Source organism: Rheinheimera sp. 4Y26, assembly GCF_025245835.1.
GTDB lineage: Bacteria > Pseudomonadota > Gammaproteobacteria > Enterobacterales > Alteromonadaceae > Pararheinheimera.
In genome coordinates this window covers 867,922-883,966 of sequence record NZ_JAOBWS010000001.1, presented here as the reverse complement: position 1 = coordinate 883,966, position 16,045 = coordinate 867,922, and the positions used below count along the sequence as shown (strand labels likewise).

Below are 16,045 nucleotides of genomic sequence, written 5' to 3'. Positions count from 1 at the left end.
ACTCCAACTTACAGGTTACTGAAGCGTTGACGTAAACGCTGCCGGATCAACTCGGCGACAGTATTAAAAATAAAGGTAAACACCAACAGCACCAGCGCAGCCAGGAATAACACCCTGAAGTGGGTGCTGCCCACAGCAGTTTCCGGCAGCTCTACTGCGATATTGGCCGACAAAGTACGCATGCCTTCAAACAGGTTAAAGTTCACTATCGGGCTATTACCTGTGGCCATCAGCACTATCATGGTTTCACCCACAGCACGGCCAAAACCCACCATCACGGCTGCAAATACACCCGGGCTTGCTGTTGGCAGCACAACATTCATCATGGTTTGCCATGGTGTTGCACCCAGCGCCAGTGAACCTTGGGTCAGGTGTTTTGGCACGTTGTAAATGGCATCTTCGGCAATTGAAAAGATATTGGGGATCACGGCAAAACCCATGGCAATGCCCACCACCAACGCGTTACGTTGATCGTAAGTAATGCCGTTGTCAGTCAGCCACTGGCGTAAATTGCCGGCAAAAAACCATTGATCAATGACCGGGCTTGCCTGCACACAAAGGTAAATCAGTAGGATAATCACCGGAATCAGTACCACCACTTCCCAGCCATGGCCGAGCGCAAAGCGCAGTTTTTCCGGGGCATAACGCCACAGATAAGCGGTAGCAATCATCATCAGCGGCAGTAGCAGTAAAATGGAGAACACCGCACTTAAATAAGATTCAATAAAAGGCGCTAACCAAAGGCCGGCTAAAAAGCCCAGGATCACTGTGGGTAATGCTTCCATCACTTCAATAGTGGGCTTCACCTTGCCTCTTAACGCCGGCGCCATAAAATACGCCGTGTACAAAGCGCCCATCAGTGCCAGCGGTGTAGCAAATAACATGGCAAAAAATGCCGCTTTTAAGGTACCAGACGCCAACGGCACCAGGCTCATTTTGGCTTCAAACTCATCAGAGCCTGAAGATGCCTGCCAGATATAGTCTTTTTCTGCGCGGCCTTCATACCAGACCTCATTCCACATGGCTTTCCAGCTGACTTCCGGGTGGGCATTTTCCAGCGCAAAATGCTGCACTGTGCCGTTTTTATCAAGGGCCAGGAAACTTTGGTTAATTGGCGAAATGGCGATACGCTCGGGCTGCAGTTGCTCGCCCAAAGGCTCCAGCAACAAAGTACGGGCAGAAGTACCGTAATGAATGCCCAGATAACCTTTGGCATCAATGGCCATAAAACCCTTACGTGAATATTCAGGTTCAATCTGCACAATAGCGGCCGGGTGCTGGTCAAAGTCACGGATATGTTTTAAGTGGAAGTTGTTGTGCTCATCGCGCACTAAAAACCACTGGCTGAGTGAGCCGTCACTGCCACCTGCGATCAGCGACACTGAGCCCACTAAAAACTCCAGTGCAGTCAGTGTCTGGCCGGCTTTTACCGCACTGATAGCTTCTACATAACGGGCTGTAGCCGGGTCGCGGATGTCGTAATAATGAATATTGCCCTGGGTGTCAGCCACAAACAGGTTTTGCAATGTGGTATCCACCAGCATTTTTAACACTGTTTTTGGTGCGTCCGGCAGCTGATATTCACTGCGTTCCAGCGTTGTTTCACCGGTTAAAAACTCTGTTTTAGCTTCAAACAGGTTGTAAGACAAACGGCCATCTGCAGTGAAGGCGGTAATAGCTGTGCCTGAAGGGCCTTCCTGCACCGCCAACGCTAAAATAGCCTGTTGTTTGGCGTCCAGCTGCAAAGGTGTTTCGCCCAGCGGGTAAGTGACGACCGGCGATATCAACCTTTTATCATTGGGATAACTTAAGTTGTATTCGTGTTTGACCACCAGCACCTGACCATTGGATAAACCAAAAGCAATAATGCCTGAGCGTGGCTCACCACGGGAAAAACTGGTAATACTGGCGCCTTCTGGCAAGGCCAGCTGCAGTTTTTGCCGCAGCTCACCGGTCTGGGCATTAAAAAACTGTAACTCACCCGCTTTATTCGCTAACAACCCAACTTCACCATAACGTTCCAGATTGGCAAAAACAGGCTGCTGTTCCGGGCTTTGATAACTCTGCTGCTGCTCAACAGATGCCGAAGAAAAAATCGGCCCCACTTCGGAGAACAGGTAAACAAAAATAGTGGTAAAGGCCAGTACCACACTGATACCGGCAAAGGCGATGCCATAACGGGACATTTGATCTTTCAGACTACGCCAACGGCGTAACCGGGCGCGGCGTTCACCACTGGGTAGCAGCGATTGAATATCGCTCTGCACACCGGCTGAACTGGCTTGGTTAGGTTGCATTGTTGCACATCCACTTCTGACTTTAGGATGCTGCAAACTATAGAGCAGGAATATGTCAGAAATATTACATTGTGCGTTTTTGTCACACAGCTGACACAAAAATGTCAGAATGCACGAGAAAATCAGCGTTCTGAGCCGGCGGCAAGCTGCATCACCATGCGCTGACCCAGCGAAAAAAACAACGGCGCCCAATGGCGCCGTTGTTATTCTGCATGCAAGTTGTTGTGCTATAGCCTGGTTATTTAATGCCCAACTCAGCCAGCACTTTGGCGGCAACTTTATTTGGCACTGGTACATAACCATCACGCACCACAATTTCCTGACCGCGTTTTGACAACACCATCTTGACAAATTCACGCTCCATTGGCGCTAATTCTTTGTTTGGATGCTTGTTTACATAAACGTAGAGGAAACGCGACAGTGGGTATTTACCATCTAAGGCGTGGTCTGCTGTTGGCTCTACAAAAGGCTCACCGGCTTTTTTTGCCAGAGGTAAAGCACGAACACCCGAAGTGATATAACCGATACCTGAATAACCGATACCGTTAATGGACTCGCTGACACCCTGCACTACAGAAGCAGAACCAGGTTGTTCGTTGATGCTGGCTTTAAAGTCGCCGTTACATAAAGCGTGCTCTTTAAAATAACCGTAGGTACCAGACACAGCGTTACGGCTGTAAACGGTGAAGTCACGGTTGGCCCATGCACCTGTTAAACCCAGCTGACCCCAGCGTGTGACATCTTCTTTATAAGCACAACGGCGGGTTGCTGAGAAAATAGCGTCAACCTCAGCAATAGTTAAACCTTTGATTGGGTTGTCTTTATTGACATAAACAGCCAGTAAGTCAATGGCAACAGGCACTGCTGTTGGTTTGTAACCATATTTGGCTTCAAAAGCCTGCACTTCAGAAGGTTTCATCGCGCGGCTCATAGGGCCAAAGTTGGCGGTGCCTTCAGTTAAGGCCGTTGGTGCAGTAGAAGAACCTGCGCCCTGAATTTGGATATTCACGTTCGGGTATACCTTACGGTAGTCTTCAGCCCATAACGTCATCAGGTTGTTTAAAGTGTCTGAACCAATGCTGGAAATATTGCCCGACACACCGCTAGCCTTTTGATAATCTGGCAGCGCCGGATCCACTTTGGTACTGGCGGCAACACTAAAAGATAAAGTAGCGGCAACCAAAGTTGCGGTAGTTAACATGTTCAAAGCTTTCACTATGCTGTCCTCTGTTGGCAAAATCAGGCGTTGGCCTGTGGTTCGAATCACAGTTATGTTATGAGTCGAATATGACAATCTTAAGAAGCTAATATGACACTATTATGACTACCAATAAATTTTACCACTTTACACTCTGGTGTTTTCAGGATGAGGGTCTATAGTTTCGGCTTGCTAAATTTCAGCGGCTGTTTGCGACTAACGCCGCCGCCCGCGCTGGACATACCAGCGCCGAGCAGTTAAAACTACAACAACAAGTTTGTGAATGATGTACAACTTAAAAACAAGGAATTGCGCTATGAAGCAGTTGGTTCTGACACTGATTGGTAAAGATAAAGCAGGTTTGGTTGAACAGCTGGCAACTGTGATTAATGCCCATCATGGCAACTGGACAGCCAGTAACTTAAGCCATCTGGGCGGTTATTTTGCCGGTATATTACAGGTTGAAGTGGCAGAAGAAAACGCAGCTGCGTTAACTGCAGCGCTGGAAACCATGCAGGAACTGGACGTTAAAATCCATCAGGGCATGGAGTCTAAAGTCAATCCACAGCAACAACTGAAGTTTGTCATCACCGGCAACGACAGGCCTGGCATAGTGCGGGAGCTGTCTTCGGTGATTAAACACAAAGGCACCAACATTATTCACTTTGAAAGCTCAAAACAAAGTGCACCAAACTGGGGGGTGCCGCTGTTTAACGCTATCGCCACAGTGGAATTACCACAAGGCTTAAATAAAGAAGAAGTGGTCCGCGCGCTGGAAGCTATTGCTTCTGATGTGGTGGTCGATGTTGAAAATCTGCATTAATACACAAAGAAACAGACAAGATAGCCCGCTGCGGCTATCTTGTTCATAAATCTTTCATCAAATTGCCATAGAGTGCCGCAACCCCCGCGGATGATGGTCACCTTATGAATGCACAACAACAGACAGTAACTGAATTGCATTATTTCCCCAAAGAACTGAGCTGGTTAGCCTTTAATGAACGTGTGCTGCAGGAAGCAGCAGATGAACGCAACCCGCTGATTGAACGGCTGCGCTTTTTAGGTATTTATTCCAATAATATGGATGAGTTTTACCGGGTGCGGGTTGCAGACGTTAAAAGACGTATTTTACTGAAAAAATATCAGGCAGATGAAGAAGATGCCGAACAGCTGATGCTGGATATCCAGCGCCAGGTATTGCGGTTGGGCGACAAATTTAATGGCATTTACCAAACTCTGTTGCTGGAGCTGCGTAAACACAATATTGAATTTATCGACCAGCATAAACTCAATGAATCCCAGTCGGCCTGGGTACGCACTTATTTCCGTGAACGGGTGCTGCGGCATATTTCCCCTATTCTGCTGTCGAATGAAGATTTAAAACTGTCAAAACGGTTAGAAGACAACGCCACTTATCTGATGGTGGAAATGACAGGCGCCAATAAAGCCGAATACGCCATAGTGCAGGTGCCGACCGAAGAAGTGTCACGTTTTATTGAACTGCCGATTTATTTAAACAAAACCAAAAAACGCGGCCGTTACCGTCACCAGTTTATGATGCTGGATGATTTGATCATTCATTGCCTGCACGACTTATTCCGTGGTTTTTTTGAATTCTGTGACATTCAGGCTTTTTCGCTCAAACTGACCAAAGACGCCGAATACAATTTAAGTGATACGCTGGACCAAAGCCTGCTGGATAAAATGTCCAGAGGTATTCGCCAGCGACTGGAATCTGAGCCGGTGCGGCTGGTATACGACGCCACTATGCCGGAGCACATGCTGAAAATTCTGAAAAAACAGCTTGGTGCCAGCTCTTTTGACTCGCTTATTCCGGGCTCGCGCTACCGCAACTTTAAAGACTTTATCAGCTTCCCGAATATTGGCCACGCCAGTTTGGAATATCCGCCGCTGCCGCCTTTGCCAAGCCCGGATTTTGAGCAGCACACCACCACTTTTGATGCCATTCGCAGCAATGACGTGCTGTTGCATTACCCCTATCACAACTTTACCTATTTTACCGAATGGGTACGCCAGGCGTCCTTTGACCCGAAAGTCACCTCGATCAAGATGACCATGTACCGGGTGGCGAAAAACTCGCGGGTCATTCATTCACTGCTGGATGCGGTGCGTAACGGCAAAAAAGTCACAGTGGTGGTGGAACTCAAAGCCCGTTTTGATGAAGAAAACAATATTCACTGGGCCAGGCGCATGACGCAGGCTGGCATCCAGGTGGTGTTTGGCCTCACTACGTTAAAAATTCACTCCAAACTTTGTTTAATCAGCCGCCAGGAAAAAGGCAAAATTGTGAAATACGCCCATATCGGCACCGGCAACTTTAATGAAAAAACCGCCCGGGTTTATACCGATATGAGCCTATTTACCTGTCATGGTGAAATTTGTGATGAAGTGGATCAGGTGTTTGAGTTTATAGAATACAGCTATAAACCATTTAAATTTAATCACTTAATAGTATCCCCCACCTGGAGCCGCACTAAACTAACCGGCCTTATTCAGCGGGAAATTGACTTTGCCGTCAGTGGCCGCAAAGCCGAAATTCTGCTGAAAATTAATAATCTGGTCGACAATGACATTGTGGATTTACTTTATAAAGCCAGTCAGGCCGGGGTAAAGATCCGCATGATCATTCGTGGTATGTGCTCTTTAGTGCCTGGCATCCCCGGCAAAAGCCACAATATTAAGGTCATTAGCGTACTGGATAAATATCTGGAACATGCGCGGGTCTATCAGTTCCATAACGGCGGTGACATCGACTTATACCTGTCGTCTGCCGACTGGATGACCCGTAATATCGACCAGCGGGTGGAAGTGGGCGTACCTATTTATGATGCGCGCATTAAACAGCAAATTATGACGATCCTTGATTTGCAATGGCACGACAACGTGAAAGCCCGTATCATTGACCAGTTACAACAGAATGCCTACGTCAAACGGGGCAATAAAAAGAATATCCGCTCGCAACAGGCCATTTATGACTATCTGGCCAGTCAGCAGTTTGGTCCGACGATTCAGGCAGAACCATGACCCAGTTAACTCCCAGTGCAATTGCTGCAGCCGAACTTATTGCTGCAGTTGACTTAGGCTCCAACAGTTTCCATCTGGTGATAGCTCGCATCATGGATGGCGCTTTGCAGCTTTTGCACCGGGAAAAACAAAAGGTTCAGCTGGCCGATGGCCTGGATGAACAACTGATGCTCAGCGACGACGCCATGCACCGTGGCCTGGTGGTGTTAAAACAATTTGCCGACACACTGCAGGGCGTGCCGTCCGGCTCGGTGCGGGTGATTGCCACTTATACACTGCGCCGCGCCAAAAATGCCAACAGCTTTTTGCACAAAGCCAGGGCGGTGTTCCCTTACCCTATTGAAGTGATTTCCGGCCAGGAAGAAGCCCGTTTTATTTATCAGGGTGTGGCGCATTTTGAACATTATGCCGGCCAGCGCCTGGTAATGGACATTGGCGGTGGCAGCACTGAATTTGCCATTGGTTTAGATTTTCAGCCGCTGCGCCTGGCCAGCCGCAATATGGGTTGTGTCAGTTACGCCAGACAGTTTTTTGCCAAAGGCAAAATCAGCGAAAAACGTTTTGAGCGCGCTATTATTCAGGCCGAACAAGAGCTTGAGAATATTGTTAACAACTACAAAACCACCGGCTGGCAACAGGTGGTGGGCACCTCAGGCACCATTAAAACCATCAAAGATATTATCAGCGGTCTGGGCTGGCATCCGCATTGTATTGAGCTTGCCCATCTGGAAAAAATCAAACAGCTGGCCCTGGCCCACGAAAACTGTGACGAGCTGGATTTACCCGGCCTGACTGAAGACAGAAAACAACTGCTCTGCCCTGGTTTGGCTATTCTGATTGCCGCTTTTAACATGCTGGATATTGACCAGATGTTGTACGTGGATGCAGCACTTCGTGAAGGGGTGTTATACGAAATGAGCGACCGGCTGCAACATCAGGATATCCGCAGCCATACGGTGGCAAGCCTGGTAAAACGTTATGCCATAGACACAGAGCAAGCAGAGCGGGTGAAAAAAACCGCGCTGATGTTACACGAAAAGGTACAACCCGACTGGCCACTTGGCGATGAATGGCCGCAGCTGCTGGGCTGGGCCGCCACTTTATATGAAACTGGCCTGCAAATTAATTCGTCCAGCGTGCAGCGCCACAGCGCTTATATTCTGTCGAATACCAGCCTGCCCGGTTTTAACCAGGAGCAACAACAGCTGTTGTCTTGCCTGGTGCGTTTTCACCGCCGCAAAATTAAACCAGATAAATTCCCGCCTTTTTATTTATTCCAGTTTCAGCAGGTGAGTCAGGCTTTAGCTTTATTCCGCCTGGCCATTTTGCTGAATCAAAAACGCCGCGACGATGTCGTGCCGGCCCTTGAACTACAGGCCAAAGGCAATCAGCTGGAATTACAAATCCCCGCTGAGTGGTATCAACAACAAAGTGTGCTGGCCGCCGATTTACTAGCAGAAAAAGAACATTTAGCTGTGCTTGGCATTGAACTGCAGTGTCCTGGCCTGCGGCAAACTTTGCTGGAAGAATAACGGCTGGCTGTGATTGCCATACACCGGCACTTAACGCACAACATTTGTTTTGCCGGCAAAAAACCGATACCTTGTTCTGTCATTCAGTTATCAGCTGCCTCCCCTGCCAGGGCCCGGCGCACCGGAGAATCATCATGCGTATTTGCCTTTCCGCACTGTTTTGCTTAAGCGCTTGTTATGCCCAGGCTGCCACAGCCGATTTAAAAACTGCGCTGGAGCCACAGATCAGCCAGCTGATGCCACAAATCATCAACTGGCGCCGTGACTTACACCAGCATCCTGAGTTGTCCAACCGCGAGTTCCGTACCAGTGAACTGGTGGCCAAAGAGCTGAAAAAACTCGGGCTGGAAGTACAAACCGGCATTGCCCATACCGGCGTGGTGGGTATTCTCAAAGGCGGTAAACCCGGCCCTGTGGTGGCGCTGCGGGCCGATATGGACGCCCTGCCGGTGACAGAACAGGTAGAGGTTCCTTTTGCTTCCAAAGCCAAAGCTGAATTTAACGGTCAGCAGGTGGGTGTGATGCATGCCTGTGGTCACGACGCCCATGTCGCTATGTTATTAGGCGCTGCTACGGTGCTGAAATCACAGCAAAAAGAGCTTGCCGGTACTGTCATGTTTATATTTCAACCGGCTGAAGAAGGCCCACCGGCCGGTGAAGAAGGTGGTGCCGCCTTAATGCTGAAACAGGGTTTATTTAAAAAATTCAAACCCGATGCCATTTTTGGTGTGCATGTATGGCCGGGGCCAAGCGGTCAGCTGCAGGTGAAAGACGAAGGCATTATGGCGGCTGCCGACAGCTTTGAAATTAAAGTCAAAGGCGTGCAGGTGCATGGTTCCAGCCCCTGGCGTGGGGTTGACCCTGTGGCCGTCACAGGTCAGCTGATCACAGCGCTGCATCAAATACCGGCGCGTCAGCTTGATGTCACCAAAGCACCGGCGGTACTCTCCATAGGTCAGGTCAATGGTGGTGTGCGCTGGAATATTATTCCGGATCAGGTGACGCTGGGTGGCACAGTCCGCACCTTCGACCCGGACATGCGCGAACAGCTGTTAAGCAAAATGAAACATACCGCCGAGCATATCGCTGCGGCCAGTGGCGCCAGCGCCGAATTTAGCCAGCGCGGTTTTGCTGCTGTCACCTGGAATGATGTCAAACTCACGCAATGGGCCATGCCAAGCCTAAAGTGGGCGGGTCGCGACGCAGGTGTCGCCCCTATTAAACCTATTACTGCATCTGAAGATTTTTCTTTTTATCAGCAGCAGGTGCCAGGGGTGTTTTTCTTTTTAGGTATTAACGAGCCAGGGGTCAGTGTGGAAAAAACCGCCCCGAACCACTCGCCGTTTTTTAAAATTCATGAACCGGCCATGGAAAACGGCGTGCGCGCGCTGACGGCTTTGGCAGTGGATTTTCTTGATAAAAAATAACAAGGCCGCTTCAGTGACAGCGCCAGGGTAAGTCGTATCTCATCAAGCATCAACGCGGCCTGTGCCGCGTTTTTTTATACACTTTGTGCCGCCTGTCGCCGGTTTGCCCCACAAAAAGTGCGGGTCGCGGCAGCACTTTGGTGCGGCCTTATCAGCCAAACTTACACAACATCACAGCGTTAAGCTGAGCTTCAACTGCTTCTGCTATGCTGTAAAAGTTCCGGCAATAGCGACAAAGCCCTCTGGAATTCAGGGCTTGCCAGCTGAGTTGTACACCAGGGTGTATTTGCGGATCTATCCACCGCAGTCCCCCTTGTGAGTACCACTACAACAAGGACTTTTGTTATGTTGCGTCTGCTGCTTTTGTGTCTGTATTTTTTTGCTGCGCTTGGCTTTTCATCTGCCCAGGCGGCCAAACCTGTGCTGGTGGTAGGTATTGGTTTTAGCGATCAGGTGAATATGAGCCGCAAAGGCAGCAATTATCATCTGGATGTGCTGCTGTGCTACCGCTTGTTTACAGAACTGGGTTATCAGGTGAAGTTTATTGTGGCGCCTTATGCCAAACTGACCCGCCTGTTACAACAACGCCAGATTGATGTCGCCACCCGGCAATCGGGTCAGTTGCAGAGCAACTTATATTACAGTCCGGTGTATTTGCAGGTGCATAATCTGGTGTTCGCCCGGCAGAACTTTTCCGGCACTATCAAAACTATCCAGGATTTAAAAGCCTATCCGCTGGTTGGTTTTCAAAATGCCAGTCATGTGCTGGGGCAGGAATTTGCCAAAGTCAGCCGCGAAGCGCCGTCGTACCGGGAAGTGTTTGACCATATTCAGGCGGTGCAACTGCTGCTTAAAGGCCGCACTGAGCTATTGGTGCTGAATAAAAAAACCTTTTACCGGCGTTTGGCTGAACTGCAACAACCCACCTCGCTGGTACGCAGTTTTGATGTATTGCCACAAGTTGAATACCGGCTGGCATTTTCAGCGCCGAAACTGCAACAAGAGGTAGAGCCGCTGCTGCAAAAATATCTGCAACAAGGCGCTATCAGCGATATCGAACAACAAGCGCTTAAAGCGCCGGAGCAGGTAGAAAAACTGCTGCGGCGGCAGCGCTGAGTGAAAAGCCCAAACAGCGGCAGCAGCCAAAACTCACTAATCAAACATCAGGCCGAAGATTTACGGTTGCTTTTTGTTGCTGTTGCCACCGGCAACACCAGCTCAGGCGGCAAGGCAAAAGAAAAACTGCTGCCGTGTTTCGGCTCGCTGAAAATCATTAGTCTGGAGTGATGGCGCGACAATACATGCTTCACAATTGCAAGGCCAAGACCAGTGCCGCCGGTGGAACGGGTGCGGGCCTCATCCACCCGGTAAAACCTTTCTGTTAGCCGTTTGACATGATGGGCGGCAATGCCCTCGCCATTGTCGGTGACGCGAAACAGTGCTTTTTGGTGTTCACGCTGCCACACCACTTCAATGCTGCCGCCATCGGGCGTGTATTTAATGGCATTGGTAATTAAATTGGAAAAAGCACTACGCAGCTCTTCGGTGATGCCTGTCACTTTTAAGTCAGGATCTATCCGAAATACCAGCTGATGTTGTTTATCGCGGTTTAAGCTATGAGCTTCCTGCTCCAGCAGTGCCAGCATAGCAGGCACATCCACCACTTCATCAAAATGCACTTTGGCGGCCGCTTCAATACGCGACAGCGTCAGCAGCTGCTGCACCAAAGCATCCATACGTTTGGTCTGATCCAGCATCACCCCATGGGCTTTTTGCCAGACCGGGCCAGGCGGCATGCTACTCGCGTCCATCATTTCCAGATAACCCTGCAGCACCGTCAGCGGTGTACGCAGCTCGTGCGACACATTGGCAACAAAGTCTTTGCGGATTTGCTCCAGCTGTTTGAGCTGGGTAATGTCGCGGATGATCAATAAATGCTGTTTTTCGCCATATTGCAGCATGCGGTATTCCAGCGTCACATCCTCAGTTAAAGGCGACACCAGCTCAAGCGCGCTATCAAACTGCTGCAACTTTAAAAACTGCTGAAATTCCGGATTACGAATCAGGTTATCAATGCGCTGGCGTTCGTCCATCGGCCAGCGTAAACCGGCCAGTTGCTGCGCCAGTTTGTTACACCAGACAATGGTCCAGTCGTTGCTGAGCACCACAATAGCGTCGGGCAAAGCTTCAGCGCCGTCGCGAAACCTGCGCACTAAAGCACGTAATTCTTTGTTTTTCTTACGGGATTTTCGCTGACGATAATAAATGCCGTCAAACACCTGCTGCCAGCTGCCATCACCGGCCGGCGGCGAAAGCTTTCTGTCACGCCAAAGCCACTTGTCCAGTAAAAACAAATGCTTGTAATGCCAGCCAATAATGCCGATACAAAGCAATAATAAAAATTCTGTGGCAAGTTCAAACAACCAGCCGAAGAATAAAGCCAGCGCTGCCAGGCCAACAAGCCGCAGCGCTATTGTGCGTTTGGAGAGTAATAACCGCATAACACCTGCTTTGGGATAAAAGCCAGCTGTGGCTGGCTTACCGGCACTGTGTATCTCAATCTGCTGTTGCCGGCCAGCATCAGACAACCGGCATCAGCAGTCAAACAGAGTGCAAAACGAGCTTACTTTACCGAAAAACGGTAGCCAGAGCCACGAACTGTTTGCACTAATCTGTCATGCCCTGCCACCGAAATGGCTTTACGTAATCTGCGGATATGCACGTCCACTGTTCTGTCTTCCACATAGACATTGGTGCCCCAGACATGGTCCAGCAGCTGCTCGCGGCTGTAGACCCGCTCCGGATGGGTCATAAAAAAGTGCAATAAACGGAACTCAGTTGGGCCCATTTCCAGCGGATTTTCCGCTGCCATCACGCGGTGTGACACCGGATCCAGCTTCAGCCCCTGCACTTCAATCACTTCATCCAGGCTGGTAGGCGCCACCCGGCGGATCACTGCTTTAATGCGCGCCATCAGCTCTTTGGGTGAAAATGGCTTGGTGACATAATCGTCGGCGCCTACTTCCAGACCCCGCACCTTGTCTTCTTCTTCACCCCGGGCCGTGATCATAATGATCGGAATAGCCCGGGTTAACTCGTGTTGTTTCATCTTTTTAGCGATCTGAATACCGCTGCCACCAGGCAACATCCAGTCCAGCAGTACTAAATCCGGATAAGGCTCGACCAGCTGGTTGATTGCAGCATCAAAGTCACCGGCCGTGCTGGCCTGATAACCATTTTGCTCCAGCACAAAACACAGCATATCGCGGATTGGTGCTTCATCTTCCACTATCAAAATTCTTCTCGACATAACCTGTCACCCATCTGTCCTGTTGTATTGGACTTAGTATCTGCTGCCATTATGACAATTTTATGAAAGAAAGCGCGGCTTTTTCCAAAAGCGCGTTTTTTGTGAAATAAATGTCACGGCAAGTAGCCAAAACCGCAGTAGTCAGCTTGTAGATGGCTCTGCCTCAGCACAGTCTGTTCACCATCTCTGCATGGCTGCCAGCACTGATGTTGACTGTATCTTCCCGAAAACCTCACCAGCACAACCACTGCAAACTATGACAGTTTTATGAAGTTTTTTCTGCCAACAGAGCGCCAGCCCTTGTGGTTACTGCACCTTGTCATACTGTCATCACAGTGTCGATTTTCTGTCACAAAACAGTCACAGCCTTCTTTTACCTTCAGCTCAGTTTTTTAATCCCTGACTTTGGTTTCTGGCTCTATGGAGAAGAAGATGGCTTTTGCAAAAATTCTGAAATTAAGCGCTATGGCTTCAGCGCTGGCGCTGGCCGGCTGTGGCGGTGGTGATATTGTGGTCAATACCGGCAGCAGCACCAGCCCGACCACCCCAACCAATCCAACAACACCAACCCCACCTCCAGCTTCTGTCTGTCCGGCCTTTGCCAAACAAGGCGCGGCTTTGGGTGATGTGACTAAACCTATCTGTGAAATCAGCGGCACTTTAACCGCAGACGCTACGTTAACGGCCAATATTGCCTGGGCCTTAAGCGGCAAAGTAGCGGTCGGTAACGACAATGCTAACAGCGCAGTATTAACCATTGAACCTGGCACCACAGTATTTGGTAAATCCGGTGCCGATTATCTGGTGATTGCCCGTGGCTCACAAATCCGCGCTGTCGGCACCAGTGCCAGCCCAATCGTTTTTACTTCGGTGAACGACATGATTGGCTCAGTGACTGAAGACTCTACCGCGCAATGGGGTGGTTTAGTGTTATTAGGCCGGGCGCCAAGCAACAAGTGTGACGCTGCCGCCCTTGCCGGCTGCAAAATCGAAGCTGAAGGCAACGCCGGCCCTTACGGCGGTGACAAGCCGGAAGATAACAGCGGCATCTTAAAATTTGTCCAGGTGAAATATGCCGGTTTTGAAGTATTAACCGACAACGAATTAAACGGCATTACCTTTGCCGGTGTAGGTTCAGGCACCACAGTGGATTACATTCAGGTGCATAACAACCTGGACGACGGTGTAGAGTTTTTTGGCGGTACTGTCAATGCCAAGCATGTGGTGTTAACCGGCAACCGTGACGACTCATTAGACTGGGCGGACGGCTGGACAGGGAAAATGCAACATGTGCTGATTCAGCACAGCAAAACCGACGCTAAAGCCAACCGTGGTATTGAAGCCGACAACCAGTCAGGTAACTTTTCTGCCAGCCCGGTCAGTAAACCAAAAATTGCCAACATGACCATCCTTGGCAACAACTACAAATCTGCCGACGCCGACTCTGAAGGTATTTTGCTGCGCGCCGGTACGGCCGGTGAAATTTACAACACTATTATCAAAGGCCCGGCCGGTATGGGCGAGTGTCTGGAAATTGAAACCGAGCAGTCAGTGCAGCAGGCGCAAAACGGCGGTTTGTTAATGCGCAACTCTATTATCGACTGTAAAGAACCCTTTAAAAATCCAAAAGATGCCCAAGGCAATACCCTGCTGGATGTGAAAGCCTGGTTTATGGCACAAAGCGGCAATATGACCACAGACGCGCTGCTGGGTGGTTATATGCCAGCTTCAACCTCACCTGCGCTGAAAAACGGTTACAACGTGTCGAACTTTGTTGATGCCTGGTTTGACGATGTCGATTACATCGGTGCTTTTGACGGTGTATCTGACTGGACCAAAGGCTGGACTTTTGGCCTGCACGCTTCCACTGCTATTGCAGCCTGCCCTGCCGGCACCACTGAAGTGGCTTCTTTAACAGGTAAATTAAACTGTGAACTTAAAGGTGATATCACCAGTAACGTCACTTTAGTAGCCGGTGCTGATTATGTGTTAAACGGCCGGGTACGCATTGGTGTGGACAACACCACAGCTGCCACTTTAACAGTACAACCTGGTGTCACAGTGTATGGCCGCTCAGGTGCAGACTTCCTGGTGGTCACCCGCGGTTCAAAAATTAATGCCGAAGGCACCCAGCAAAACCCTATCACCTTCACTTCACTGCAAGATGTGATTGGTGCACCAACGGCAGCCGGTCAATGGGGCGGCATGGTGTTATTGGGTAAAGCACCAAGCAACAAGTGCGACCAGGCCAATCTGGCCGCCTGTAAAATTGAAGCTGAAGGCAACGCCGGCCCTTACGGTGGTGCTGATGTCAACGACAACTCAGGCGTACTGAAATATGTGCGGGTAAAACACGCCGGTTATGAAGTACTGCAGGACAACGAATTAAACGGCATTACCTTCGCAGGCGTGGGTGCCGGCACAACCGTCAGCCATATTCAGGTGCACCAGAACCTGGATGACGGTGTGGAGTTTTTCGGCGGTACTGTCAACGTCAAGTACGTGGTTTTAACCAGCAATGGTGATGACTCACTGGACTGGGCAGATGGCTGGACAGGCAAAGGCCAGTACTTCCTGGTGAAACACGATGCCAACAATGCTGAAGCCAACCGCGGTATTGAAGCCGACAACCAGTCGTCTAAGTTTGATGCCACGCCGGTGTCTAACCCAACCATCGCCAATATGACCATTATCGGCAACACCTACAAATCGGCCGAAAAAGACTCTGAAGGTGTGCTGCTGCGTGCTGGCACCAACGCCCAGCTGCATAACTTTGTCATTGCAGGCCCAACTGGTATGGGCGAGTGTCTGGAAATTGAAACTGCTCAGTCTCAGGCACTCGCAGCCTCTGGTGCCCTGGTGATGACCCACTCTGTGATTGGCTGCCCTGAGCCGTTTAAAGGCACAGTATCTGCCAACCAAACGGTGAAACAATGGTTTGAAGGCCAGACCGGCAATAAAACAGCGGCTGATCAGGCAGCAGTGCTCAATGGTATTTACACCATCGACACCACAACACCAAAAGATATGTCGGCTGTAAACAGCTTCTTCAGCAAATCCGCCACTGTGGGTGCTGTAGATGCCAGCAGCGACTGGACTAAAGGCTGGACTGTTGGTTTAGGCCAATAACGAACAAGCCGCCGGCTTTATGGCCGGCGGCTTTGTTTTTATCGCCCTGTTGTGACAGCGGCAAGACAAACGCAAGACAGTGATAAGACAGTCATACGACAGCAATA

The 16,045-nt window shown here is 49.9% G+C and carries 10 protein-coding genes; 6 read left to right on the top strand and 4 right to left on the bottom strand.

Annotated features, from left to right (window positions below):
* Nucleotides 1–8 precede the first annotated feature (8 nt).
* Nucleotides 9–2,297, bottom strand: coding sequence for an ABC transporter permease subunit (locus N3Z11_RS03685; protein WP_409566848.1), 2,289 nt, complete (start codon nt 2,295–2,297; stop codon nt 9–11).
* Nucleotides 2,298–2,535: 238 nt separating this feature from the next.
* The gene (locus N3Z11_RS03680; protein ID WP_260655838.1) at nt 2,536–3,498 is read right to left on the bottom strand and encodes a PstS family phosphate ABC transporter substrate-binding protein; all 963 of its coding nucleotides are present in this window, start codon (nt 3,496–3,498) and stop codon (nt 2,536–2,538) included.
* A gap of 313 nt (nt 3,499–3,811) precedes the next feature.
* On the opposite strand from N3Z11_RS03680, the gene N3Z11_RS03675 reads away from it, so the two are divergent.
* From N3Z11_RS03675 to N3Z11_RS03655, 5 genes are all read left to right on the top strand, one after another.
* A complete protein-coding gene (locus N3Z11_RS03675; RefSeq protein ID WP_260655786.1) occupies nt 3,812–4,318 on the top strand; it encodes a glycine cleavage system protein R in 507 nt (168 codons plus the stop codon).
* Between the two features lie 104 nt (nt 4,319–4,422).
* Nucleotides 4,423–6,540: a polyphosphate kinase 1 gene (gene ppk1, locus N3Z11_RS03670; protein ID WP_260655785.1), complete on the top strand. Its 2,118-nt coding sequence runs from the start codon at nt 4,423–4,425 to the stop codon at nt 6,538–6,540.
* On the top strand, nt 6,537–8,072 hold the full coding sequence (gene ppx / locus N3Z11_RS03665) for an exopolyphosphatase (protein ID WP_260655784.1): 1,536 nt from the start codon (nt 6,537–6,539) through the stop codon (nt 8,070–8,072). The genes ppk1 and ppx overlap by 4 nt, the downstream gene beginning before the upstream one ends.
* 134 nt (nt 8,073–8,206) lie before the next feature.
* A complete protein-coding gene (locus N3Z11_RS03660; protein ID WP_260655783.1) occupies nt 8,207–9,499 on the top strand; it encodes an amidohydrolase in 1,293 nt (430 codons plus the stop codon).
* Between the two features lie 345 nt (nt 9,500–9,844).
* Entirely contained in the window at nt 9,845–10,615 is a 771-nt protein-coding gene (locus tag N3Z11_RS03655; protein WP_260655782.1) for a substrate-binding periplasmic protein, read from the top strand.
* 47 nt (nt 10,616–10,662) lie between these two features.
* Here N3Z11_RS03655 and phoR read toward each other — a convergent pair whose 3' ends face one another.
* Together phoR and phoB are read right to left on the bottom strand one after the other, a co-directional pair.
* Nucleotides 10,663–12,000 carry a phosphate regulon sensor histidine kinase PhoR gene (phoR, locus tag N3Z11_RS03650; RefSeq protein WP_260655781.1) on the bottom strand — a complete coding sequence of 446 codons (1,338 nt, stop codon included), beginning with the start codon at nt 11,998–12,000 and terminating at the stop codon, nt 10,663–10,665.
* 122 nt (nt 12,001–12,122) lie between these two features.
* Nucleotides 12,123–12,809 (bottom strand): phosphate regulon transcriptional regulator PhoB, encoded by a 687-nt coding sequence (phoB, locus tag N3Z11_RS03645; protein ID WP_260655780.1) that lies wholly within the window; start codon nt 12,807–12,809, stop codon nt 12,123–12,125.
* Between the two features lie 432 nt (nt 12,810–13,241).
* Here phoB and N3Z11_RS03640 point away from each other — a divergent pair, with 432 nt between their 5' ends.
* Complete coding sequence (locus tag N3Z11_RS03640) at nt 13,242–15,938, top strand: hypothetical protein (RefSeq protein WP_260655779.1); 2,697 nt, start codon at nt 13,242–13,244, stop codon at nt 15,936–15,938.
* Nucleotides 15,939–16,045 lie beyond the last annotated feature (107 nt).